The 22,879-nt window shown below is 74.9% G+C and carries 24 protein-coding genes; 7 read left to right on the top strand and 17 right to left on the bottom strand.

Annotated elements, in window-relative coordinates; translation table 11 throughout:
• The first annotated feature begins 8 nt into the window (after positions 1-8).
• Genes ACIP9D_RS00605 through ACIP9D_RS00615 form a run of 3 tightly spaced genes read left to right on the top strand, consistent with a single transcriptional unit; the run spans position 9 to position 4,454 of the window.
• Entirely contained in the window at positions 9-1,130 is a 1,122-nt protein-coding gene (locus tag ACIP9D_RS00605; protein WP_350876535.1) for a hypothetical protein, read from the top strand.
• On the top strand, positions 1,123-3,792 hold the full coding sequence (locus tag ACIP9D_RS00610; RefSeq protein WP_350876537.1) for an FtsK/SpoIIIE domain-containing protein: 2,670 nt from the start codon (positions 1,123-1,125) through the stop codon (positions 3,790-3,792). Before ACIP9D_RS00605 ends, ACIP9D_RS00610 begins: the two co-directional genes overlap by 8 nt.
• Positions 3,789-4,454: a hypothetical protein gene (locus ACIP9D_RS00615; protein ID WP_350876539.1), complete on the top strand. Its 666-nt coding sequence runs from the start codon at positions 3,789-3,791 to the stop codon at positions 4,452-4,454. The genes ACIP9D_RS00610 and ACIP9D_RS00615 overlap by 4 nt, the downstream gene beginning before the upstream one ends.
• Before the next feature lie 150 nt (positions 4,455-4,604).
• On the opposite strand, the gene ACIP9D_RS00620 is transcribed toward ACIP9D_RS00615, so the two are convergent.
• Together ACIP9D_RS00620 and ACIP9D_RS00625 are read right to left on the bottom strand one after the other, a co-directional pair.
• Complete coding sequence (locus tag ACIP9D_RS00620; protein ID WP_350876541.1) at positions 4,605-5,879, bottom strand: JmjC domain-containing protein; 1,275 nt, start codon at positions 5,877-5,879, stop codon at positions 4,605-4,607.
• 8 nt (positions 5,880-5,887) lie between these two features.
• A complete protein-coding gene (locus ACIP9D_RS00625; RefSeq protein WP_350876543.1) occupies positions 5,888-6,178 on the bottom strand; it encodes a hypothetical protein in 291 nt (96 codons plus the stop codon).
• Between the two features lie 191 nt (positions 6,179-6,369).
• Here ACIP9D_RS00625 and ACIP9D_RS00630 point away from each other — a divergent pair, with 191 nt between their 5' ends.
• Complete coding sequence (locus ACIP9D_RS00630) at positions 6,370-7,122, top strand: DUF72 domain-containing protein (RefSeq protein WP_350876545.1); 753 nt, start codon at positions 6,370-6,372, stop codon at positions 7,120-7,122.
• A gap of 40 nt (positions 7,123-7,162) precedes the next feature.
• Here ACIP9D_RS00630 and ACIP9D_RS00635 read toward each other — a convergent pair whose 3' ends face one another.
• The 9 genes from ACIP9D_RS00635 to ACIP9D_RS00675 all read right to left on the bottom strand — a co-directional run bounded on the left by ACIP9D_RS00635 (position 7,163) and on the right by ACIP9D_RS00675 (position 13,256).
• Positions 7,163-7,591, bottom strand: a complete 429-nt coding sequence (locus ACIP9D_RS00635; protein ID WP_350876547.1) for a DUF2267 domain-containing protein — start codon at positions 7,589-7,591, stop codon at positions 7,163-7,165.
• Between the two features lie 326 nt (positions 7,592-7,917).
• On the bottom strand, positions 7,918-8,790 hold the full coding sequence (locus ACIP9D_RS00640) for a DUF72 domain-containing protein (RefSeq protein WP_350876549.1): 873 nt from the start codon (positions 8,788-8,790) through the stop codon (positions 7,918-7,920).
• A 48-nt stretch (positions 8,791-8,838) separates the two neighbouring features.
• On the bottom strand, positions 8,839-9,237 hold the full coding sequence (locus tag ACIP9D_RS00645; protein ID WP_350876551.1) for a TraR/DksA C4-type zinc finger protein: 399 nt from the start codon (positions 9,235-9,237) through the stop codon (positions 8,839-8,841).
• A gap of 153 nt (positions 9,238-9,390) precedes the next feature.
• Positions 9,391-10,068 carry a uridine kinase gene (locus ACIP9D_RS00650; RefSeq protein ID WP_350876553.1) on the bottom strand — a complete coding sequence of 226 codons (678 nt, stop codon included), beginning with the start codon at positions 10,066-10,068 and terminating at the stop codon, positions 9,391-9,393.
• A gap of 60 nt (positions 10,069-10,128) precedes the next feature.
• Positions 10,129-10,734 (bottom strand): winged helix-turn-helix domain-containing protein, encoded by a 606-nt coding sequence (locus ACIP9D_RS00655; protein ID WP_350876555.1) that lies wholly within the window; start codon positions 10,732-10,734, stop codon positions 10,129-10,131.
• A gap of 391 nt (positions 10,735-11,125) precedes the next feature.
• Complete coding sequence (locus ACIP9D_RS00660; RefSeq protein ID WP_350876557.1) at positions 11,126-11,674, bottom strand: winged helix-turn-helix domain-containing protein; 549 nt, start codon at positions 11,672-11,674, stop codon at positions 11,126-11,128.
• 51 nt (positions 11,675-11,725) lie between these two features.
• On the bottom strand, positions 11,726-12,214 hold the full coding sequence (locus ACIP9D_RS00665; protein ID WP_350876559.1) for a rhodanese-like domain-containing protein: 489 nt from the start codon (positions 12,212-12,214) through the stop codon (positions 11,726-11,728).
• Positions 12,215-12,312: 98 nt separating this feature from the next.
• Positions 12,313-12,771, bottom strand: a complete 459-nt coding sequence (locus ACIP9D_RS00670; protein ID WP_350876561.1) for a cysteine dioxygenase family protein — start codon at positions 12,769-12,771, stop codon at positions 12,313-12,315.
• 107 nt (positions 12,772-12,878) lie between these two features.
• On the bottom strand, positions 12,879-13,256 hold the full coding sequence (locus ACIP9D_RS00675) for a signal peptidase I (protein ID WP_350876563.1): 378 nt from the start codon (positions 13,254-13,256) through the stop codon (positions 12,879-12,881).
• A gap of 60 nt (positions 13,257-13,316) precedes the next feature.
• Between ACIP9D_RS00675 and ACIP9D_RS00680 the strand changes: the two genes are divergently transcribed.
• Positions 13,317-13,709 carry an ankyrin repeat domain-containing protein gene (locus tag ACIP9D_RS00680; protein WP_350876565.1) on the top strand — a complete coding sequence of 131 codons (393 nt, stop codon included), beginning with the start codon at positions 13,317-13,319 and terminating at the stop codon, positions 13,707-13,709.
• A 40-nt stretch (positions 13,710-13,749) separates the two neighbouring features.
• Positions 13,750-14,703 (top strand): DUF3500 domain-containing protein, encoded by a 954-nt coding sequence (locus tag ACIP9D_RS00685; protein WP_350876566.1) that lies wholly within the window; start codon positions 13,750-13,752, stop codon positions 14,701-14,703.
• A 6-nt stretch (positions 14,704-14,709) separates the two neighbouring features.
• Here the strand turns inward: ACIP9D_RS00685 and ACIP9D_RS00690 are convergent, their stop codons facing one another.
• The 6 genes from ACIP9D_RS00690 to ACIP9D_RS00715 all read right to left on the bottom strand — a co-directional run bounded on the left by ACIP9D_RS00690 (position 14,710) and on the right by ACIP9D_RS00715 (position 21,650).
• Entirely contained in the window at positions 14,710-15,468 is a 759-nt protein-coding gene (locus ACIP9D_RS00690) for a class I SAM-dependent methyltransferase (protein ID WP_350876568.1), read from the bottom strand.
• Positions 15,469-15,657: 189 nt separating this feature from the next.
• Entirely contained in the window at positions 15,658-16,158 is a 501-nt protein-coding gene (locus tag ACIP9D_RS00695; RefSeq protein WP_350876570.1) for a DUF2231 domain-containing protein, read from the bottom strand.
• 97 nt (positions 16,159-16,255) lie between these two features.
• The gene (locus ACIP9D_RS00700) at positions 16,256-16,996 is read right to left on the bottom strand and encodes a GAF and ANTAR domain-containing protein (protein ID WP_350876572.1); all 741 of its coding nucleotides are present in this window, start codon (positions 16,994-16,996) and stop codon (positions 16,256-16,258) included.
• A gap of 180 nt (positions 16,997-17,176) precedes the next feature.
• The gene (gene secA2 / locus ACIP9D_RS00705) at positions 17,177-19,468 is read right to left on the bottom strand and encodes an accessory Sec system translocase SecA2 (protein WP_350876574.1); all 2,292 of its coding nucleotides are present in this window, start codon (positions 19,466-19,468) and stop codon (positions 17,177-17,179) included.
• A 90-nt stretch (positions 19,469-19,558) separates the two neighbouring features.
• Positions 19,559-20,647: a zinc-binding alcohol dehydrogenase gene (locus ACIP9D_RS00710; RefSeq protein WP_350876576.1), complete on the bottom strand. Its 1,089-nt coding sequence runs from the start codon at positions 20,645-20,647 to the stop codon at positions 19,559-19,561.
• Positions 20,640-21,650, bottom strand: coding sequence for a Gfo/Idh/MocA family oxidoreductase (locus tag ACIP9D_RS00715; protein WP_350876579.1), 1,011 nt, complete (start codon positions 21,648-21,650; stop codon positions 20,640-20,642). The genes ACIP9D_RS00710 and ACIP9D_RS00715 overlap by 8 nt, the downstream gene beginning before the upstream one ends.
• Before the next feature lie 230 nt (positions 21,651-21,880).
• On the opposite strand from ACIP9D_RS00715, the gene ACIP9D_RS00720 reads away from it, so the two are divergent.
• Positions 21,881-22,864 (top strand): glucosyl-3-phosphoglycerate synthase, encoded by a 984-nt coding sequence (locus tag ACIP9D_RS00720; RefSeq protein WP_350876719.1) that lies wholly within the window; start codon positions 21,881-21,883, stop codon positions 22,862-22,864.
• The last annotated feature ends 15 nt before the right edge of the window (positions 22,865-22,879 follow it).

Consider the following 22,879-nt stretch of genomic DNA (forward strand, 5'->3'; position numbering starts at 1 on the left):
AGCCCGCCGTGTCCATTGTCGAGGATGTCGGCGCGCAGGTCCGCGCCGCCGCCGAGGAGCTGCCGCTCGACCTGCTCGGGCAGGCACTGGAGAAGTTCGGGCTGGCCAGCGAGCGGCTGCGCTGGGTGCGGCAGGAATCGGCCAACCCGATGGGGGTGCCGGAACTCTCCGCCGCGACCGAGCACGCCGAGACCGCCGGCTACGCGCTACGGCTGGCCCAGGAGCAGCTCGCGGCCTACCTCGCCGCGCTCGGGCTGGCCGGCGGGGGCGGGCCGGCGGCAGCCCGGCCGCAGGAGCAAAAACCGCGGCACGACGCGCCCCGCGACGCCGCCCCCGTCGCCGTAGCGGCCGAACCGGCTGAACAGGTGCGGCTACGCCGCTGGTGGTCGGTGCGGGTGGCCGAGCTGACCGGCGGACCCGAAGACGCCGACGAGCCGGACGAGCGGATCGGCGACTCCGCGGAGCTGCTGCGCCGGGTGGTCCGCGGGGTACGCGCCGGGGACCGTGACCGGCTCCGTACCGAGCTGCGCCGGGCGCACGCCGACGTCGGGCTGGGGCTGGCCGCGCTCGCCCCGCCGCTGCTGCGCGACCTGGCCGGCGAGCTGCTCGGGCACCCACCCCGGGCCGACGACCTGGGCAAGCTGCGCGGCGAGCTGGACGGCCGGGTCCGCGACCTGCTGCCCGGGCTGCCGGCGCCGGTGCTCGACACCCTGCTGACCCGGGTCTGCCGGATGCCCCCACCACGACGCTCCGGGGAGCCGGCGCACGCCGCGGACTCCGCGGTCAGCGCCGGAGTGCTGACCGGCGTGCTGCTGGCCCGCCTCGGCCGGGACCTCCCCGCCGACGCCGGCCGGTCGAGCACGGCGGACGCGGGCCGGGCCGACGCGGACGGCAGCACGCCGGGACGCACGGGCGAACGACGCCCGCCGGCCGGTCAGGACGCCACCAGCGCGGGCCGGACGCCACCGCGCGGGCCCGCTGCCCGCCCATCGGGGCGCACCAGCGCCGCACCCGGTGCGGCGGCGAGCGTGCGGTCGTGGCCTGGCGAGCCGGCCGGGACCGGCGGCCGGGTGCCGCCGCGCTCGGGTCCGTGGCACGACGCACCCCGACGTCGGGGCTCCGATGGCTGACCGGCGCGCCCAGCTGGTCACCCGGGTCCGGGACACCCTCGCCGAGGCGCTCGGCGCGAGCCGGACCCGGCTCTCCGCCGCGCAGGCCGAGCTGACCGCCGGACAGGAGCGGCTCGCCCGGGTACGCCGGGCCGCGACGGCGGTGCCGGAGCGGGTCGGCGCGGAACGGGACCGCCGGCTCGCCGAGATCGACGCCCGGCACGCCGCCCGGATCGCAGAGCTGGCCCGTCGGGCCGCCGACGCCGCGCGGCGGGAGGCGCCGGGCGCGGCCAGCGAGAATTGGCCAGGGTGGCGGCCCACGCCCGCCGGCCGTGGCGAGCCGCCCGGCGCGCTGCGGATCGGCGCGGTCCGGATCGCCGGCGCCGAACCGGTGCCGGCGCTGGTGCCGCTGCTCGACGCGGGGCACGTCCACCTCACCGGCGACGACCGGGACGGCGGCGACGCAGTGCTGTCCGCGCTGCTGCTACGCGCTCTCGGCCGGGCCGACCCGGGTGCGGTCCGGCTGATCGGGTACGACCCGGAGCACCTGGGCGGCGGGCTGGCCGGGTTCGCCCCGCTGGGCACCGCCGGGCTGCTCACCTTCGTCGGCCCCGGCGGGCTGGGCCGACTCCTCGACGACCTGGTGGAGCAGATCCGCCGGATCAACGAGACCGTGCTGGCCGGCGAGCACGCCTCGCTGCGCGAGCTGGCCGCGGCGACCGGTCGCCGCCCCGAGCCGTGGCGGGTCGCCGTGCTGCTCGGCGGCGACGAGCTGTCCCGACACGAGCGGGGACAACTCGACCGGGTGGTACGCACCGGCGCGGCCTGCGGGGTCCACCTGGTCGTCCGCGGCGTGCCGCTGCCCGACGACCCGACGATCACCCGGGTGGTGGCCGAGCCGGACGGCGCGCGCATCGGCGGGCCGCCGGGGCTGCCCGTCCGGCTGGATCCGCCGCCACCGGCCACGCTGGTCACCGAGACGTGCCGAGACGTGGCGGCCCGGGTCAACGCCGGCCCCCCGCCGACCCCGTTCACCGACCTGCTGCCACCGCCGGAGCAGATGTGGCAGGAGGACTCGTCCACCGCGCTCACCGCCCCGATCGGGGAGGGGCCGCACGGCCGGCCGGTGCGGCTGACGCTGGGCGACTACCCGCCGCACGCGCTGATCGGTGGCCCGTCCGGGACCGGCAAGACCAACCTGATCTTCGCGTGGATCGGTGCGCTGGCCGCCCGCTACTCCCCCGCCGAGCTGGAGTTCTATCTGCTGGACTTCAAGGAGGGGGTCTCCTTCGCCCGGTTCGCGCAGGGCCGACGGGATCCGAGCTGGCTGCCACACATGCGGCTGGTCGGCATCAACGTCAACACCGACCGGGAGTTCGGGCTGGCGTTGCTGCGCTTCCTCGCCGAGGAGCTGCGCCGGCGGGCCGACGCGGCCAAGAAGCACGAGGTCACCAAGCTGGCCGAGCTGCGCGCGGTGGACCCGACCGGGCGCTGGCCACGGATCGTCGCGGTGGTCGACGAGTTCCAGATGCTGCTCGCCGGCCGGGACGTGGTCGCCCGCGAGGCCGCCGACCTGCTGGAGGACCTGGCCCGCCGCGGCCGCTCGCAGGGCATCCACCTGGTGCTCGCCTCCCAGGACGTGCGGGGCATCGAGGCACTGTGGGGGCGGCCCGCCCTGGTCGCCCAGTTCACCCTACGCATCGCGCTGCCGAAGGCACTGCGGATCCTGGCCGAGCGCAACGACGCGGCCCAGTCGCTGCCCCGCTGGCACGCCGTGGTCAACGCCGAGTCGGGGCTGCCCGAGGGGAACGAGGTGGCCCGGATCCCGTCGGCCAGCGACTGGGAGACCTGGAGCGGCCTGCAGCACCGGCTGTGGCGGATGCGCCCGCAGGACGCCGCGCCGGCCCGGCTCTTCGACGGCGACGCCATTCCCCGACTGGCCGACGCCCCGGACTTCCGCGCGCTGCGGCCGGGGGACGGGACGCAGCGGGGACCGGTCGCGCTGCTCGGCGAGATCATCGACGTGCAGGCCCGCTCGGCGGCGCTGCGGCTGCCCCGTGCGCCGGGGCGCAACCTGGCCGTGCTCGGCACCCGGGTTGACGAGGCGTGCGCGGTGCTCGACGCGGCGGCCCGGTCGCTCGCGCGCCAACACCGTCCGGGCACCGCCCGGTTCTCCATCGCCTGCCTCGACCCCGACGCCGATCCGGTCGCCCGCGCCCTCTACGAAGACCTCGCCGACGACGCCGCCTGGTACGACGAGGAGACCGTGCCCGAGCTGATGGCCGAGACTGCGGAGGGCCTCACCGCCTCGGGCCACCCGCACTACCTGCTGCTCTTCGCGGTGGACGCGGCGGCCGGCTCGCTGGCTGCGCCGGCCGGGCGGCGCAGCGGGCTGGAGCAGCTGCGCCGGATCCTGCACGACGGCCCGGAACGGCGGACCCACGTGCTGGCCTGGTGGCGGGGCGTGGCCCGGATGCGCGCCGACCTGGGCGGGCCGGCCGCGCGCACGGACCAGATCGGGGCGTGGGTGGCGCTCGACGCGCACGGTGGGGAGCTGGGCTCCTCGCTCTATCCGGGCCCTGGCGGGCCGGACTGGTATCCCCGGCCGTGGCGCGGGCTCTTCTTCGACCGGGCGGTGCACCGCACCGGCCAGGTGATCATCCCCTATGGACCGGCCCGATGAACCAACCGGTGACCAGTGAGACGTACGCGGCCCAGGTGCGGCGGCTGGCCGACCTGACCGCCCGGGTGCACGCCCAGCGGGACGAGGCGCGCAACTGGCACGAGCGGCAGTGCGCCGCCGCGGACCGGGCCGTCGCCGAGGCCGCCGAGCAGGTCCGCGACGCCGAGCGCGAGCTGACCGCCGCCCGTGAGCTGCAGGAGCGGGTGGACGCGGAGGTGACACACCTGTGGCAGCAGCTGCGCGCCCGGCTCGGCGCGGCCGGGCGGCGGCTGGCCGGTCCACCCGCGCCGGCTCTCGGCGCCGACGGCGATCCGGTGCTGCTGCTCGCCGGGGTGCGGGAGCTGCTGAACCGGACCAGGCAACCGGGTGAGCTGCCCGGGTCGGTCAACCCGATGCTCGCGCTCTGCGGGGTGGGCGGGGCCGCCCTGGCCTACGGCCTCGGGGTGGGCGCCCGGGCGGCCGGGGTCGGCTACGGCGGTGACCTGGCCGTCGGAATGCCCGTGCTGGCGCTGGTGGTGACGCTGCTCGGCCCGCTGGTGGGCCTGGTACCGGCCAAGGTGCTGGCCGACCGGCGACACGCCGTGCTCGGCCCACGCCCGATCACCGTGGTGCTGGCGGCCGGGCTGCTGACCACGGCGCTGCTGCTGGTGCTCGGCCGCTGACCCCGGCCCGCGTCGTCCGCGCCTCCGGGATGCTGCGGTCCCCGCCGACCCCCGGGGCAGTGCCGGCCGTCGATCATGCAGTTGTGGTGGGTGACGAAAGGTGCACAAGTGGATGAGGCTGGCACCACGACTGCATGATCGACGGCGGGCTCAGGCCGGGACGATGACCGCCTCGCGCAGCAGCCGGCGGGCCAGCACCAGCCGGTCGGCGTCGTCGGGCAGGCCGGGCAGGTCGCCGACGCGGGTGACCGGGCCGGCGAGCAGGGCCCGCACCGCCGGCTCGCACTGCGCGGGCAGGGTGATCGTCCGGTCCGGCAGGCGCAGCCCGACCCGGTCCGAGCCGTCCGGGACGAGCTGCCAGCGCAGCCCGGCTCGCGGGCTCAGGCGGGCGTCGGCGTCCAGGGCGGTCAGCGCCGCCGCCTGGGCGAGCGGGCGGATCGGCGCCGGCCGCGACGCCGGCCAGGCCCGCTGCCGCAGCCGGGCCGCCACCGCGACCGGGTCGGCCCGCAGTAGCCAGTCGCGCAGCGCCTCGACGGTCTCGGTGAGTTCCGGCTCGATGGCGTCCGGGTCGGCGACGTCGGTGCCGAACGGCAGGCTGGCCCGCAGCCGGCGGTCCTCGGCGGCGAGTGCCAGCAACTCCTCCACGAGCGCGTAGCGGGTCAACGCCCGGATGCCCACGGTCAGGTGCAGCGAACTCGTCTCCTGCGCCTGCGCGCTGTGCAGCCAGCCGCGGGGCAGGTAGAGCGCGTCGCCGGGGGCGAGGACCACGTCGAGCGCGGCCGGCCCCTGCGCGGTGGCGGTGATCTCGTCGGCCCGGCCACCCCAGGGCTGCCGCTCCAGCGGGTCGGGCAGCACCGGAGGGTGGATGCGCCAGTGCTTGCGACCGTCCACCTGGAGCACGAACACGTCGTGGGTGTCGTAGTGGGTGGCGAAGCCCTGGTTGCCCGGCGGGGTCAGGTAGGCGTTGACCTGCAACGGCTGGCCGAGTGCCAGGCCCAGGTCGCGGGCGAAGTCGATCAGCGCCGGCCAGGTGCGGTGCAGACCCTGCAGCACCAGGGTCGCCCCGCCCGCGTACTGCTCCAGTACCCGCTCGTCGAGGACCTGGTCGGCGATCTCGGCGCCGGCGCCACCACCGCCGGTCCACCGCCCGGCGGGAACCAGCTCTCCGTCCTTGGCGATCCGCAGGAACGGGGTGCGCAGGCCGCGGCGGCTGAGCAGTTCGTCGGCGTCAGCCGGGCTGAACAGGTCGGCGAAACCGGCCGGGTCGGGCAGCTCGTCGGCGCGGGACAACAACGGGGTCTGCCCCCAGTACGCCGCGGCGAACTTCGCCGGCTCGACGCTGACGCAGCGGGCCAGCGCGGCCGCCGCGGGAACGGACGGGACCGCCGGGCGGCCGTGGCCACCCGGCGGGTCGTTGTGCGTCACGGCGCTCGTTACCCGGCGCTGCCGTCGGCGCCGCCGTCCTGCTTGCCCGGCGTCGCACCGCCGTCGGCCGGCCCCTCGGCACCGCCGTCGGCGCCACCATCCTGCTTGCCCGGCGTCGCACCGCCGTCGGCCGGACCCTCCGCGCCCTGGTCGGCGCCCTGGTCCATGCCGCGCTCGGCGCCCTGGTCCGCGCCGCCGTCGGCGCCGCCGTCGCGCTGACCCGGGGTCGCCCCTCCGTCGGCCGGGCCCTCGGCGCCACCGGCGCCGCTGGTGGTCATGTCGTCGTCGCTGAGTGCCATCGGTGCTCCCTTGTGCCGCCCCGCCGTGCGCCGGGGTCCGTGTGCAGCGGGTGGTACCCCACGCGCGATCTCCTCTAACCACACCGTAGACGCCCCGACCGGCCGGCACGGGCGGTTCGCCGGTCCGCCGCCGCGCTGCTCGGCGGCCGGCCACCCAGCGGCGCCGCGCCGGCGGTGTCAGGATGGAGCCGATGATCCTCGTGGGCACCTCGGGCTGGCAGTACCGCGACTGGCGGGAGCGGTTCTATCCCGCGGCGGTGCCGCAGCGACTCTGGCTGGAGCACTTCGCCGAGCGGTTCGCGACGGTGGAGGTGAACAACGCCTTCTACCGGCTGCCGGAGCGGGACACCTTCGCCGCGTGGCGGGCGCGGACCCCCGACGACTTCTGCGTGGCGGTGAAGATGAGCCGCTACCTGACCCACATCAAGCGGCTGCGCGACCCGGCCGAGCCGGTGAGCCGCTTCCTGGGCCGGGCCACGGCGCTGGGCGACCGGCTCGGTCCGGTGCTGCTGCAACTGCCGCCCAACCTGCCCGCCGACCTGGCGGCGCTGGACGCCACGCTGCGCCTCTTCCCGGCCGAGGTGCGGGTGGCGGTGGAGCCCCGCCACCCGTCGTGGTGGACGCCGGCGACCCGGGCGCTGCTGGAGCGGCGCCGGGCGGCGCTGGTCTGGGCCGACCGGCTCGGCCGTCCGGTCGCGCCGCTGTGGCGCACCACCGACTTCGGCTACCTGCGGCTGCACGAGGGGCGGGCCCGGCCGCACCCGCGCTACGGGCGCGCGGCGCTCGCCTCGTGGGTCCGGCGGCTCGCCGACACGTTCGGCGACGCGCCGGCGTACGTCTACTTCAACAACGACCCGGGGGGCGCGGCCATCGTGGACGCGGTCGCCTTCGCCGGCCTGGCGCGCCGCGCCGGGCACCCGGTGAGCCGGGTCCCGGCGGAGTGAGCGCCCGGCCCGCCCCTGCGCCGGGGCGGGCCGGAGGGTGTCACGGCATCATCCGGGCCAGGTCCTTCGGCATGGTGTCCTTGACGTCCTGCCACTCGCCCTGGGTGATGTGCCGGCGCAGGGTGTCCAGCACCACCTGCACGACCTGCTCCATGCCGCCCTCCACGTCGTACGGGAAGCCCTGCCGGACCTCGTAGAGGAAGTCGTCACGGTTGAGCTTGATCGGCACGTCCGACGGGCTCCACCCGTCGAAGTAGATGCCCCGCACCAGCACCGGCAACTGCTGGGCGAACTCGACGCTCTCCTGCACCGGCAGCCGGTCGCGCAGCAGGTGCAGCACGGTCCGCAGCGCCGCGTAGGACTGGTTGCGCTGCTCCTTGGGCCAGCCGTAGGCGCTCTCGATGTCCTTCAGGATCAGGTTCGTCTTGTCCAGCGAGGACTCGAACGCCGAGATCAACTGCTCAGCCATCTTCCCACCCCCGTTCCTCGGTATCCCAGCGTCGGTCGTCGTCGCGGCGCGGCGGCCCCACCGGGCCGGGTCGCGCGCGGATCGGGCCCCGTCGGCCGCTCCGCGGAGCGCGCCTGGTGTCTCCGGAGCCGCCGACCACGTGCAGGACGGCGCCCCGTCGGGGGTCCGTCACCATCCGAGCCGTCATTCCCGGTCACCTCCTCGTGGTGCGTGCCGGCGACCGATTGCGGTGCCGCCCGGGCCGGGTCGACGACGCCGACCGCACGCACCGCCACTCTGCCCGCCGGGCGGGTGATCCGGCCTCACCCTTCTCGGGTGAGGTCGGATCAGTCGGCGCCGAGCAGCCCGGCGAGGGTGGCGGCGTTGGTCTGCGCGTAGTCCCGGTAGCAGTTGTTCATCAGCACGTGCGTCTGCTGGGTGGAGTCGGCCAGCTCGCGCAGCTTCGGCGCCCAGTCCCGCAGCTCCCGGTCCGCGTAGCGGTAGCCGAACTTCTCGTGGATGTCCTTGCTGGTCCACTTGTCGCTGTGGCCGTGGAAGCGGACCACCGCGAGGTCCGCGGTGGCGGCCAGCACCGGCGGCACCGAGGAGCGATGGCCCTGCGGCATGTCCACGCAGACGAACGGCAACTCGTGGGTACGCAGGAAGTCGAGCGTCTCGTCGGCGTTGTCCCCGTCGAACCACGAGGCGTGCCGGAACTCGTAGACCGGCCGCAGCGGGGCGCAGCGCCGGGCCACCTCGAGCAGGTACTGCTTGTTGTCCCGCTTGATGGTGAACCAGGGCGGGAACTGGAACAGCAGGGCGCCGAGCTTGCCCGCCGCCACCAGCGGGTCGAGCGCGGAGAGGAAGCGCGTCCACACGTCCTCGTACGCCTGCGCGGGCAGGTCGTCGGGGTAGACGTTGCGCTTGTCGGTCTGCGGACGCAGATCCTTGTAGATCGCGCTGACCCGGGTCGGGTGCCCGGTGAGCAGGCTGAACGCCTTGATGTTGAAGGTGAAGCCGGCCGGCGTGCGCTCGGCCCAGAGCTGGGCGGTCCGCTCGGCGGGTGGCGAGTAGTAGGTGGCGTCCACCTCGACCAGCGGGAACTTCCTGGCGTAGTACGCCAGGCGCTTCTCCGGCGTGTCGGCCGTCTGCGGATACCAGCCGGAGTCCAACAGGGTCCGGTCGGTCCAGGACGCGGTGCCCACCTTGATCTCACCCATGGGTGAAGTCCACCGCGCTCCGGACCGACCGGCAACCGCTGACGCTCGTCAGGCCGCCCGACGTTCCCGGGTCTGCTTGCACGACACGCAGGTCGTGGCGGAGGGGAAGATCTCCAGCCGTTCGACCGGGATCGGTGCGGAGCAGCCCTCGCAGAAGCCGTAGGTGCCCTCCTCGAGCCGGCCCAGCGCGTGCTCGTACTGGGCCCGGCGGTCGAGGATGGTGCGCAGCAGGGACTGCGCGGTGTCCCGCTCGGCGGTCTTCGTGCCGCTGTCGGCCTGGTCGTCGCCGGCGGTGTCGCCGACCTCGACCAGCCGCAGCACCTGGCTCTGCAGCACCGCCTGCTCGTACTCCGCGGACAGCTCGTCGTAGCGCGCCTGGAGCGACTGACGGATCTGGGCGGTCTCCGTCTGGGAACGGCCCGTACCGACCGTGTCATGGACGAGCATCGCTGCCTGCCTTTCCTGGCGTCTGTCAACCGGCGGCCCGGCGGCCCCTGGCCCCGGTTACGGTCGCGTCCGGTGCACGGGCGATCACCCGTGCTCTGTGAGCCGGGCGATTACCCACCGGATCCGTCGACCAAACCGGCGATTTCGGGGACATCAGGCGCCCGCGGGCGGCTCCACGACAGCGGGATGGCGGGGGTCGTCGTAGCGCACCACCACGTCGGCGAACGAGGCCGGCGCGACCTCCTCGGCGTAGCGGTCGAACGCCGGCAGCGTCCAGCTCTGCTCCGGGTCGGTCCGCCGCCGCAGGGCCGCCGGGGAGAGCGCGAGGTGGACGGTGACGTCGAAGGGCAGCCCACCACCGAGCAGCAGCGCCCCGCTGACCAGCACCACCCCGCCGGGCGGCAGCTCGACGTAGCCGGCTCGGCTGGCCCGGTCGGCCGCGGCGTCCCAGAGCGAGGGCAGTACCCGCCCGGAGCCACCCGGACCGGTCGGGTCGAGCACCTCCCGGCGCAGTCCGACCTCGTCCACCCACCCCTCGTAGTACGCGTCCGGGTTGGTCCGGCCCAGCTCCAGGCGCACCGAGGCCGGGCGCAGGAAGTCCTCGGCCCGCACGTGCAGGGCGGGGTGGCCGCGGGCGCGCAGCGGGTCGATCAGGGCGGCGGCCAGCTCGTCCGGTCGGGCGGCGGCCGGCCCGTCCACCCCGACCCGGAGTCGGCGCGGGGCCGTGTCGGCGGCGGGCCCGGCGTGGGCGTCCTGCTCGGCCAACCGGTCGGTCAGCCGGTCGGTCAGCTCGGCGACGAGCCGCTCGGGCGAGATGGGACGGATGCGCACCGACCCATCCTGCCGCGCGCCGGCCGCCGGTGGCGCGGCGGGCGGCGGCGCCGAGCCGGGTCAGCCGTTGCGGTCGATGGTGACCCGGGCGTCGTCGGCGAGCCGATAGCCGACGCCGTAGACCGTGGTGACCAGCGGTACGTCCACCCCGACCTTGCCGCGCAGTCGGCGCACGTGCACGTCGACCGTGCGGACGCCGGCGTGCTCGTAGCCCCAGACGGCGTTGAGCAGTTGCAGCCGGGTGAAGACCCGGCGGGGGTGAGCGACCAGGTGCAGCAGCAGGTCGAACTCGAGCCGGGTGAGCGGCAGCGGTTCACCGTCGCGCAGCACGGATCGGGACGAGGCGAGGATGTGCAGGGCCGGGATGGTCGCGGCGAGTGGCCGGGTGGGGGCACGGTTGGCCGGCAGTGACTCGGGCCGACGCTCCAGCGGGACGTTGCTGGAGATCACGCCCTCGCCGCGTTCGAGGAGCTCCCGGGCGGCCTCCAGCAGCCGGCGGGCCGGCGGGGTCAGCGACTCCTCGGCGGCGAGGGGGATGGACAGCGTCACGGTGAGCACGGGCGCGACCGTGTTCGCCGGGCGGCGCTGGCCGCCCGGGGGTCGACCGGGAACCGCGGGTTGGGACGTATGCCATCCGGCGCGCGACGAGGCGGGGCTGACCGACATGGTCCTCCTTGGCTGGTCCGGGTATCTCCCCACGGCCCGGGACGCCGCTTCATCGATGCTTCCCGGCGCCCGTGCGAGGGTCAAGGGGCGGCTGCGTTGCATGAATGTGACAATTGACGAACGCATCGGAGCCGGATGCTCGCTCTGCGTACGAGGTCTGATGATTACAGCAGAGCCGCCGAGATGACCCGATACGGGGGGTGCCTACCCGGTTCACATTCGGTGTCGGCCCGCACGCACCGTCGCAAGTGAATCGCGTTCGCCTTAGCCGGGCACGCTCCCAGATGGACCCGGCACGTCACGGTGGCGGGACACGCACCCGCCGACAGGACGACGCGGCGCAACCGGGGATATGGGTGCGCCGCGTCGGCGAAGGGAGCGGAGCCGCCGGTCAGCGGGTCCGGTCGACGGCGATCCGGGCCTCGTCGGCGAGCCGGTAACCGACGCCGTAGACGGTCGTCACCACCGGGGTGTCGACGCCGACCTTGGCGCGCAGCCGGCGCACGTGCACGTCGACGGTGCGGGCCACCGCGTGCTCGTAGCCCCAGACGTTGGCCAACAGTTGCAACCGGGTGAACACCCGTCGAGGCCGCTCGGCCAGGAACAGCAACAGGTCGTACTCGATGCGGGTCAGCGGGATCTCCCGGTCGCCCTGGCGCACCACCCGGGAGCCGGCGAGGATGTGGACCTCGTCCGGGTCGGCGGCCGGCGGGTCCGGGACGGCCCGCGGCCCGGCCGGGGCGAGGTCGTCGGCGCGCAGCCGGCCCTCCCCCGACTCGGCGAGTTCGCCGATCAGGTCGAGCAGCCGGACCAGCCCCGGCGTGAGCGGGCCTGGCGCGAGGTCGACCGTGAGGGTGAGGGTCGAGCTGGCGCGGGCCGGCGCGCTGCGGACGGCGCGGACCGCCGAATGCGGCCGTGGCGAGATGGCGACGACGGACATGGTGCCTCCTGTGACGGCGGTACGCCCGCCACGCCGGGTGGCGCGTGGCGGTCAGTGGAGCGCCCGGCCGGCGGTCACCGGGGGCGCGAGCGGGGACGGGGGCAGCGGGGTGGGGCCGAAGGCGGGCAGGCCGGCGATCCGCCACGCGACGAACCCACCGACGACGTCGGTGGCCCGGTGCAGCCCGAGGTCCTGCAGCGCCGCGGCGGCCAGCGAGGAGGTGTAACCCTCCTGGCAGAGGACCACCACGGGCAGGTCGTAGCCGACCGCCTGGGGCAGCCGGGCCGGGCAGCGCGGGTCGAAGCGCCACTCCAGCACGTTGCGCTCCACCGCGAGCGAGCCCGGCACCGTGCCGTGCGCGGCCCGCTGGGCAGCCGGCCGGATGTCGACCAGCAGCGCGCCCGACCGGTACGCCAGATGCGCCTGCTCCGGATCGAGCCGGTCGAGCCGGTCCCGGGCGGCGGTGAGAATCTCGTCGATTCCCCGGGAACCCGGTGGGGGCACCGGGGCCGGACAGCGGGTGGCGCGGGACTGGCGCATTCTCGGTTCCTTCCGATGACGACGGGTCGGCGACCCGGTGCTGGGCGGCGTGCCGGTCGGCGCCGCGACGCTGCTCGGCGCGGGTCGGCGGGTTGTGCTCACCAGGCGACGCCGGCCTCGGCCACCTCGGCGACCCGCAGCCGGCCGTCGGTGAGCTGGTAGCGGGTCATCCGGCGCAGCGCCGGCCGGTAGACGTGCACGCTGACCGCCGGCTCGTCGCCGCGGTTGGCGACCAGGTGCACGTGTCGGGCGCCGAAGCGGCGGCCGGCACCGGCGGCGAGCCGCCGCGGGCGCAGCCGGCCCGCGCTGACCGTCTCCTCGGTGAGCGCCCCGGCGACGACCAGGAACGCGCCGGACGAGCCGCCGTGGTCGTGCAGGTCGGTGCCCTGGCCGGGCAGCCAGCTCAACGCCCACACCTCGTGGTCGACTGCGGCGGCGAGCCGCCCGTACCAGCGCTCGGCGGGGTCGAAGCGCAGCGGCACGGGCCAGCCGGCCGGGTCCGCCGCCCACCTCGCGGCGACGGCGAGCAGGTCGGGCTGCGGGGCGTTGCGGTTCATGACGTTCCTCGCGGGTCGGGCGGTACGGTCATCCCACTCTAGGCGGCAAACCCTATAGGTTTAGTAGGTATTCCCAGATGCCGGGACTCGGTCCGTGCTCGGCCCGGTCAGCGGCGTACCGGCGGCTCCACCCGGTAGCCCGGCACGGACGGCCAGCGCACGGTGAGCACCACCGACTCCCGCTCGGCGTACCAGCTGTGGTCGACGCCACGACCCCACACCACGTAGTCGCCGGGCGCGCCGAGCACCACCGTGCGGTCCGGCAGCTCGACCCGGAAGCGCCCGCTGATCAGCACGAGCAGGGCGATGCGCCGCTCACCGGTGGCCCACCGGGCGCGGGCCTCCCCTGCCGGATGCACCCCCCACTTGACCTCGACGTCGGTGCTGTGTCGCACGTCCCCGGGCGGGACGAAGTGCCCGAGCAGCCAGCCCGCGTCCGCCGCGCCGTCGACGCCCGCGTTGCCCACGTACACCGTCTCGCTCATCGCCCTCCCCATCCGCCGGCCGAGGACCGTACCAGTCGGCGGGAGACCTAACCTGGACCGGTGAGCGACGAACTCGACGCCGAGACCCTGGCCTTCGCGCACCGGATGTTCGACCTGGCCCGGGCCGGGTCCACCGAGGAGCTGTCCGGGCACCTGGACGCCGGGCTTCCGGTGAACCTGACCAACGACAAGGGCGACACGCTGCTGATCCTGGCCGCCTACCACGCGCACCCGGAGACCGTGGCCGCGTTGCTGGACCGGGGCGCCGACCACAGCCGGATCAACGACCGGGGGCAGACCGCGCTGGCCGCGGCGGTCTTCCGCAGCAGCTCCGAGGCGGTACGGGCACTGCTCGCCGCCGGCGCCGACCCAAATCACGGCGCTCCGTCGGCGATGGACACCGCCCGCTTCTTCGACCTGCCGCCGATGGTGGAGCTGCTGCGCGCCGGGTGACCTCCGACGGGCCTGCTGCCGGGCACGGTATACAGGGGCGGTGGAAGATCCGCTACCTGAGCAGATGCGTACGGCCGGCGGCGCGCTGCTGGCCGCGCTCGACGAGCCGGCGCGCGCCCGCGCCGCGTACCGCTTCGACGACGAGGCGGCCCGCCGTTGGCTGGAGTACCGGCCGCGGCCCCGGCCCGGTGTCTGCCTCGCCGACCTGGACGTGGTCGGGCGCAAGGCCGCGCACCGGCTGCTGGCGACCGCGCTGAGCCCGGCGGCGTACGCCCAGGCGATGGCGATCGTCGCCCTGGAGGAGGTGCTGGACCGGGCCGAGGGGTGGCGCCAGGGCCGGCACAGCGGCGACTACTGGGTGGCGGTCTTCGGCGATCCGGAGCGTGACGACCGTTGGGCGTGGCGGCTGGAGGGGCATCACCTGTCGGTCAGCATGACGGTGGTGGACGACCAGGTCTCCCCCGCGCCGATCTTCTTCGGCGCCAACCCGGCCGCGGTCCGGCACGGTGGCCGGCCGGTCTCCCGCCCGCTCGGCATCGAGGAGGACCTGGGCCGGGCGCTGCTGGACGCGATCGGGCCGATCGGGCGGGCAGCCGCGATCATCGACGACGAGGCGCCCGGCGACATCATCAGCGCCACCCGACCGCGGGTGGACGGGCCGCTGGAGCCGCTCGGCGTTCCGGCGGACCGACTCGGCCCCACCGGGCGGGCGCTGCTCGACCAGGTGGTCGCGCTCTATCTGGACCGGCTCCCGCCGGAGCTGGCGATCCGCGAGGCGAAGCGGCTGGACAGCCGCGAGCTGCACTTCGCCTGGGCCGGCCCGATGAGTCCCGGGCAGCGGCACTACTACCGGATCCAGGGCGACGACCTGCTGATCGAGTACGACAACACCGCCGACGACGGCAACCACGCGCACACGGTGCTGCGCCGCCCGGCCAGCGACTTCGGCCAGGACGTCCTCGCCGCCCACCACACCATCACTCCCCACCCCTGACCCCGGTCAGGGGCGGCGGGCTTCGATCAGGAAGCGGCGGGCGTGGGCGACGAAGGGGCCCTCGGACCGGATCCGCCGGTGCAGGGCGAGCAACTGGGGGCGGTACCGCTCGACGGTGAAGCCGGGGACCGTCCAGACCACCTTGCGCAGGAACCACACCACGGCGGCGACGTCGTGGAAGACGGTGCGCAGCGTCGCCTCCCGCACGTCGATCACGGTCAGCCCGGCGGCCCGGGCGGCGGCCACCGCCTGCGCGGTGTGCCGCGAGGTGGGCGGGGGCAGCGGGCCGAGGATCGCCTCGCTCAGCTCCCGTACGGTGCCGGCCCCGATCTGCTGGGAGAGGAAGGCGCCGCCGGGCCGGAGCACCCGCGCGGTCTGCACCCAGTCGGTGCGGACCGGGTGCCGGCTGACCACCAGGTCGAAGGACGCGTCCCGGAACGGCAGCTCGGCGTCCGGGGCGACCGCGACCACGGTCGCGCCGAGCGGACCCAGCGTCTGCCGGGCGACCGGCACGTTCGGCGGCCAGCCCTCGGTGGCCACCAGCAGCCGCGGCGCCCGGGGCACCTCGGCGAGCACCTCGCCGCCGCCGGTGTCCACGTCGAGGGCCGCGTCGGCTTCCGCCATCCGGGCCGCGACCATCCGGGCGTACCCCCAGGCCGGGCGCTCCTCGGTGGCCCGGCCGGCGAGCCAGTCGAAGGCCCAGCCCTCGACCGGGGCCGCGGCCCCCTCGGCGATCAGTTTCTCGAACTCCGGATCGGTGTGCACCCGGGTGAGCCTGCCGGCCGTCTTCCCCTACCGGCAAACGAAATTGCCCGACCGGAACTCGATCAACTCCAGGTCGGCGACATGGCGGTGTCCCGGGCGCGGGGAGGCCGCCATGTCGCGGATCCGGTGTCGATCTTCACCCCCGGGCGGCCGGTCGGCGGCTGCGGGACGGCCGGCCGGAGGCTGCGGTCAGGGGCGGGGCGGAACGATCTCCGCCGTCGAGGCGGTGACGCCGCCCAGGGCGTCGAAGGTGGTCGCCTCGCTGCGGCCCTTGTCGAACCGGCGCATCAGCCGCGCGCCGAGCCGTACGCCCACCCCACCGACGGCCAGCGCGACCAGTTCGGTGAGGAGCAGGACGATCGACGCGCCGCGCTGCGGTGCGTCGGCCCGGATCAGGCAGGCGACCAGGAACAGCCCGGCCATCGCCAGGTTCACCAGGTTGAAGGCGATCGCGGTGCGCCGGGTTCTGTCGCCGGGCACGTCCCACAGGTCGATCATCCCGGCCATCGCGGTGAGTCCCGCCGCGATCAGGGCGGCCACCGCCGTCCAGTAGCCGACCTCGCCGAGGAACGCCGGCCCGCCCAGCACGTCGGTGAGATCGAAGACGACCGCGCTGACGAAGAGCCCGTACGGGAACGTCACCAGCATCGGTTGGATGGGGTGCCCCTGGACCCGCAGCCGGCTCTGCATCGTTCCCTCCCCTGGTCAGCTCAGCGTCTGAGTCCAGAGTGCTACCCGGGCACACCCGGGACGAAACGACACGCGAGGCGGAAACCGACCGACCCGGTCAGCTCTCCCGGGCGCGGGAGACCGTCCGGACCAGCCGCTGGGCCACCTCGCGCAGCGGGATGTCGAGCGACGACGCGGCGCTGCGCAGCACCTCCAGTGCCTCCTCGGCCGGACAGCCGCGTTGCGTCATGATCACCCCGACGGCCTGCCCGACCACCCCGTCGTGCAGCAGCGCGGCGTCCCACTCGCCGGCCACCTCCAACTGGCGGGCGCGGCCCCGCACGGCGGCGAGCAGCAGGCCGGCGTGCTCGGCGAGGAGCATCGCGGTGAGTTGGTGCTGGGTGGTGAGCACGTCGGCGGTGCCCGCGTACAGGTTGATCGCCCCGATCACGTGGTCGTCGACGTCGAGCGGGGCGGAGATCACCCCGTGCACCCCGAGGTCGGTCGCGCGGGAGGTCCAGTCGGGCCAGCGCCGTTCCCGGCCGAGGTTCTCCGACAGCACCATCTCGCGCCGGCGGATGGCGTCCATCGCCGGCGAGTCGGGACCGTGCTGCGGGTCGTCCAGGCCGGCCAGCCGATGGTCGGAGGCCGCCCCGCCGGCCGGCTGACCGGCCCGCAGGACGGTGAAACCGCACCAGCTCACCCCCGCCACCGCGTCCCGGCTGATCCGGACCAGCGCGGTCAGCGCCTCATCGAAATCGGTCACGGCGATCAGCCCGGCGGTCAGCTCCCGCAGCAGCGCGGCGGTCTCCAGCACACCGACGGTCGGCACCGTCGGCTGTTGCGTGTCCAGGTTCACCGGCGCACGGTCCCGGCCCCCACGCGTGCCACGGCACGCCCCACCGATGCCATCACCTGTGTCATCGTCTGCTCTCTCCCGAGTCTTCGGACCCGCCCTACTACCCCCGGGAACATGGGTCGAAACGGGCGTAAACGGGGGCCCTTCCGGTGGAGCGACCCGGAAGGGCACCCGTACGCGTCAGCGGGAGGCGCCGGTGAGCCGCCGCCCGACCGAGGCGATCAGCCGGTCGAGCTCGGAGCCGAACGGGTTGTCGTGCACCAGGTAGGTCCAGGTCGCGGTGGGCCGTACCAGCTTCGCCTCGTCCGGCTCCCAGTCCTCGTCAAATTCGGTCTCGTTGAAGGTTGCGATGGTCCGCGCCTCGATCTCCGGGACCAGCTCGTTGAAGGCCGGCACCGCGGCCCGGTGGAACTCGTCCAGCGGGTCCAGCCGGCCCAACGCGCGCAGGTGCACGCCCTCCCGTACCTCCGACAGCTCGGCCAGGTGCGCGGCCCACAGCCGGTCGAGGTGGAAGAGCGCGATCGAGCGGGCGACCCGGGCGAGCAGATCCTCGTCCATCTCGCCGGCCTTCTCCGGCTCCTTGTCGAGCAGCATCAGCGCGGCCACGTCGCTGGTGAGCAGCCGCTCCCGCCGCTCGGCGAGCGCCTTGCGCTGCTGCTCGATCACCACGCTGTAGCGCCAGGTGTTGCGGTGGATCTCGTGGTTGACGCCCTCGGCGACCCGCTGGGCGTGCTCCACGGCGTAGTCGACCTGCTCGTCGGTCACCAGGCCGTCGGCGTTCATCCGCGGCGACGGCGGCACCGCGTCGGCGGCGTGCCGGACGACCAGGTCGTCCTCCAGGCTGACGAAGAAGACCGAGCCACCCGGGTCGCCCTGCCGGCCGGCCCGGCCGCGCAGCTGGTCGTCGACCCGACGGCTGTCGTGCCGGCCGCTGCCGATCACGTAGAGCCCGCCCAGCTCGGCCACCCGATCCCGATCGGCCTGGTCGCTGCCGCCGAGCCGGATGTCGACGCCCCGGCCCGCCATCTGGGTCGAGACGGTCACCGCGCCGTACGCGCCGGCCTCGGCGATGATCGCGGCTTCCTCGTCGTCGTTCTTGGCGTTGAGCACCGCGCACGGCACCCCGGCCGCGTGCAGGCCGGCGGCCAGCCCCTCGGACTCCTTGACGTCCAGGGTGCCGACCAGCACCGGCCGCCCGGCGGAGTGGCAGCGCTTGATCTCGTCGATCAGCGCCTCCTCCTTCTCCGCCCGGGTGGCGTAGATCCGGTCGGGCTCGTCCTCGCGGACGCACGGGGTGTTCGGCGGGATCACCGCCACCTCGAGGCCGAAGAACTCGCGCAGCTGGTCGCCGACGAGCACCGCGGTCGCGGTCATCCCGCAGAGCTTGGGGTAGAGCCCGATGTACGCCTGCACGGCGACGGTGCCCAGCACCTCGCCCTCGGCGGTGGCGTCCAGGCCCTCCTTGGCCTCGACCGCGGCCTGGAGCCCGTCGGGCCAGCGGCGGCGCTGGGCCACCCGGCCGCGCATCTCGTCGATCAACTCGACCGACCCGTCCCGGACGATGTAGTCCACGTCACGGTGCAGCAGGGCGTGCGCGTGCAGTGCCACGTTGACCGCGGAGAGCTGCTCGACGTGCTCCTCGTCGTAGAGGTCGATGCCGAGCTTGGCCTCGACGGCGGCCAGGCCGGCCGAGGTGAAGGCCACGCTGCGGCCGTCCTCGGCCACCGTGTAGTGCTTGCCCCGGCGCAGCCCGCGCACCTGGGCGGCGGCGGCGTGCACCGGGTCCTGCTCGCCGGGCACCGCCCCGGCCAGCACCATCGGCACCCGGGCCTCGTCGATCAGGATCGAGTCGGCCTCGTCGACGATCGCCGTGCGCAGCGGCGGCTGCACCCGGTCCTCGATCTCCGTGACCAGCTGGTCGCGGAGGAAGTCGAAGCCGGCCTCGCTGACCGAGACGTAGGTGACGTCACAGGCGTAGGCGTCGCGGCGCTCCTGCGGGGTGGACGCCTCGTTGACCCAGCCGACGCTGAGGCCGAGCAGGGTGTAGACCGGCTCCATCCACTGGGCGTCGCGGCGGGCCAGGTAGTCGTTGACGGTGAGCACGTGCACCGGACCGTTGCCCAACCGGACGTGCCCGTAGGCGGCGACGGCGGCGGTGAGCGTCTTGCCCTCACCGGTGGCCATCTCGGCGACCTTGCCGGAGAGCAGCGCCATCGCGCCGAGCAGCTGCACGTCGTACGGCCGCTGGTCGAGCCCGCGCCGGGCGGCCTCCCGGCCGAGGGCGCAGATCTCCTCGTAGCCTTCAGCCTTGCCCGCGGCCTCGGTGAGCTCGACGTCGTCGAGCGCGGCGAGCTCGTCCTCGCGCGCCTCGATCGCCGGCAGCAGCTTCTCCAGTGGGGCGAGGTCCACCGTCGTCCCCGGGCGCTGGAGGAACCGCCGGAACCTGCTCTTCATCCGTTGCGACACACCCATGAGCGGCAACGGTACGCGAACTTGGCCGCGTTCCGCGTCCCGCCCGGGCGGCATGTCGGCCCGGGCGGGTCGGCGGCCATGATCGGCTGCTCAGACGGTCAGGACGACCTGCAGTTCCTGCCGGCGCCGCTCGGCGAGGTCGGTGAGCAGGGCCGGCGCCTCCGCGAAGGGCACCACCGCCGAGACCAGGTGCTTGCGGATCACATCCCCGTACGCCCGCAGCAGGTCGATCGTCTCGGCCGAGAGCCGCTCGCGGTCCCAGGTGGGAGCGAGCCCACGCGGCACCCGGCCGATCTGGGCGCAGCGCAGCGAGAGCCCGTTGTGGTGGAACTCCTCGCCGAACCGGACCTCGTCGGCGCCCGCCTGGTAGAAGGCGAGGTCGATCACCGTGCCCTGCGGCCGGAGCAGCCGCAGCGCCAGCCGCAGCGCCCAGGCCTGCCCGCGGCACTGGAACACCACGTCCGCGCCCCGGTCGCCGGCCAGGTGCGCCCACCGGGTCTTGAGCACCACCGCCGGGTCGTCCGCGTCCGGGTCGAGGGTCTCCAGGCCGAGCGCCTCGGCGACCTGGCGGCGCTGCGGGGTGGGGTCGAGCACCACCACCGAGGCCGCACCGTGGCGCCGGGCGAAGAGCGCGGTGAGCAGCGCCACCACCCCGCTGCCGACCACCGCGACCCGGCGCCCGCGCACCCCGTCGCCGAGCGACCGGACGTCGGTGCCGTGCAGGTCGGCGGCTGCGTGCAGCAGCCCGTTGGCGCAGATCGGCCCCATGTGCGCGACGTAGACCCCGAGCAGCGGGTCCAGGTCGTCCGGGAGCGGGACGAACCGCTCGGCGACCGGGTCGGCCACCCAGCCGGTGCGGTGGCCGTAGGTCATCGCGCCCACGGTGCCCTCCGCGACCGCCGGGGTGGCGCTCTCCACCACCCGCCCCACCTGCATGTAGCCGAGCCGGGTCACAGGGTAGGGGGTACTCGCCGCGCCGGGCCGGAACAGGCCGAGGTCGGCGTCCCAGGTGACGTTGAGGTAGGGGTTGGTGCCCTTGACATAGCTCAGCTCGGTGCCGGCGGAGACCCCGCTGAACAGCGTCTGCACCCGGAAGGTGCCCGGGCGCACCGGTGCGGCGTCCTGCTCGACCAGCGCCACCCGGCCCGGCCCGTCGACCACCACCACCCGGTCACGCATCGACGGTCACCCCGGTGACGCCGACCGCCGCCTCGCGCGGTGCGCCGAGCCGTACGGTCCGGCCGGTGCGGGCCGAGTCGGCCACCGCGAGGGCGAACCGGTGGGTGGCCAGCGCCTCGGCGTACGGCACCCGGATGTCGTCGCCGACGCCGCGTACCGCGTCGACGAACGCCCGGTCCACCGCCACCCGGGCCGCCTCCGGGTCGGCCGGAAGCCGGCGCTCCCCCTCGGCGTCGCAGACCAGCAGGCCGTCCTCGGTCAGGGTGAGAGCCAGCCCGTCGGCCAGGATCTCCAGCCCGGCCCGGTGCTTCCAGCCCAGTACGCAGGCCGCGCTCAGCGTGCCGACCGCGCCGCCGGCGAAGCGCACGGTGGCGGCGGTGACCGAGTCGATGTCGGCCCCGTCGACCGGGGGCGGGGTGCCGTCGCCGTACGCGGTCACCTCGGTCGCCTCGCCCGCCAGCACCCGGATCAGGTCCAGCACGTGGGCGGCCTGCTCCACCACCGGGCCGCCGGAGCGCTCCCGCCGTGACCACCAATCGACCGGCGGCACCTTGTCCAGCCAGGCGCCGCTGACCATCCGGATCGGACGCCCGGCCAGCAGCTCGCGGGCCTGCTCCACCACCGGCAGGTACCGCCAGTGGTGGCCGACCGCGGTGAGCAGCCCGCGCCGGGCGACCAGGTCGGCGATGCGTTCGGCGGTGACCAGGTCCACCGCGACCGGCTTCTCCACGAACATCGGCACGCCTGCGGCGACGACGGTCTCCTCCACCGGGCCGTGCGCGAACGGCGGCACGCAGACGTAGACGGCGTCCGGCGCGGCCGTGAGCAGCTCGTCGACGTCGGTGAACGTCCGGGTGTCGTGCGCGGCGGCCAGCGCGGCGGCCGCCTCGGGCCGGACGTCGGTCACCCCGACCAGTTCGGTGTCGTCGAAGCCGGCCAGCACGCGGGCGTGGCGTTGCGCCACCCCGCCGGCCCCTACCAGTCCCACTCGGCACTTGCGCATCCGACCAGCCCTCTCCGCCCCCGGCTTCACGTTTCGACGCAAGCACTCCCCCCACAGCGGCGCAACCAAACGTTCACGGGCCGGGAACGCGGTGGTGGGACCGTCGTGATCCAGCTGTTAGGCATGATCCGGTTAGCGCGAGGTCGGCAGTGGGAAATCCGAGTTCGCGTTTTCCGCCACGATCTGGGGGTGTGCCCGTGCGGGATACAGAATCGACCGTCTCACCGGTGGTGGAGGCGTGGGCGACATATCGGACGACCTCCGCCGCGGATTGGACGCCTCGGCGGCTGGTCCGGGCCAAGGGCGAGAGCCGGGTCAGCGTGGTGCTTCCGGCGCACAACGAAGAGGCGACGGTCGGCGCGATCGTGTCGACGATCCGCGAGCACCTGATGGACCGGGTCGCCCTGGTCGATGAGCTGATCGTGGTGGACTCGCGGTCCACCGACCGGACCGCACGGGTGGCCCGGGCCGCCGGAGCCGAGGTGGTCAGCCAGGACGCGATGACCCGCGGGCTGCCCCGGCTGACCGGCAAGGGCGACGCGCTCTGGGCGGGGCTGGCCGCCGCCGAGGGCGACGTGGTGGCCTTCGTCGACGCCGACCTGCGCGAGTTCCGTCCGCACTTCGTGACCGGGTTGCTCGGCCCGCTGCTGACCGACCCGTCAGTCGACTTCGTCAAGGGCTTCTATCACCGACCGCTGGTCGGCACGGCCGGCGTGGAGCAGGACGGCGGGGGCCGGGTCACCGAGCTGATGGCCCGTCCGCTGCTCAACCTGTTCTGGCCGGAGCTGGCCGGCTTCGTCCAGCCCCTCGCCGGCGAGTACGCCGGCCGCCGGGAGGTGCTGGCCCGGGTGCCCTTCGTCTCCGGGTACGGGGTGGAGACGGCGATGCTCATCGACCTGCTGGAGCTGGTGGGGCTCGACGCGCTGGCCCAGGTGGACCTCGGCGAGCGCAAGCACCGCCACCAGGACACCGCGGCGCTCGGCCGGATGTCCGCGCAGATCATGCTCACCGCCTGGTCGCGGTTGCAGCGGCGCGGGTGGGCGGCTCCCGGCACCGTCCCGACCTCTTTGTTGACCCAGTTCCGCCGCGGCGGTTCCGAGGCTCTGCCCAACCTGGAGCGGGAGATCGTGGTCAGCGACGTGTCCATCGAGGAGCGCCCGCCCCTGGCGGAGCTGCGGCACCAGGTGCCGCGCCGGCGGATGGCCGCGGCGTGAGCGAGCGGAGCATGA

This window comes from Micromonospora sp. NPDC093243, from assembly GCF_044753725.1.
Taxonomy (GTDB): Bacteria; Actinomycetota; Actinomycetes; order Mycobacteriales; family Micromonosporaceae; genus Micromonospora.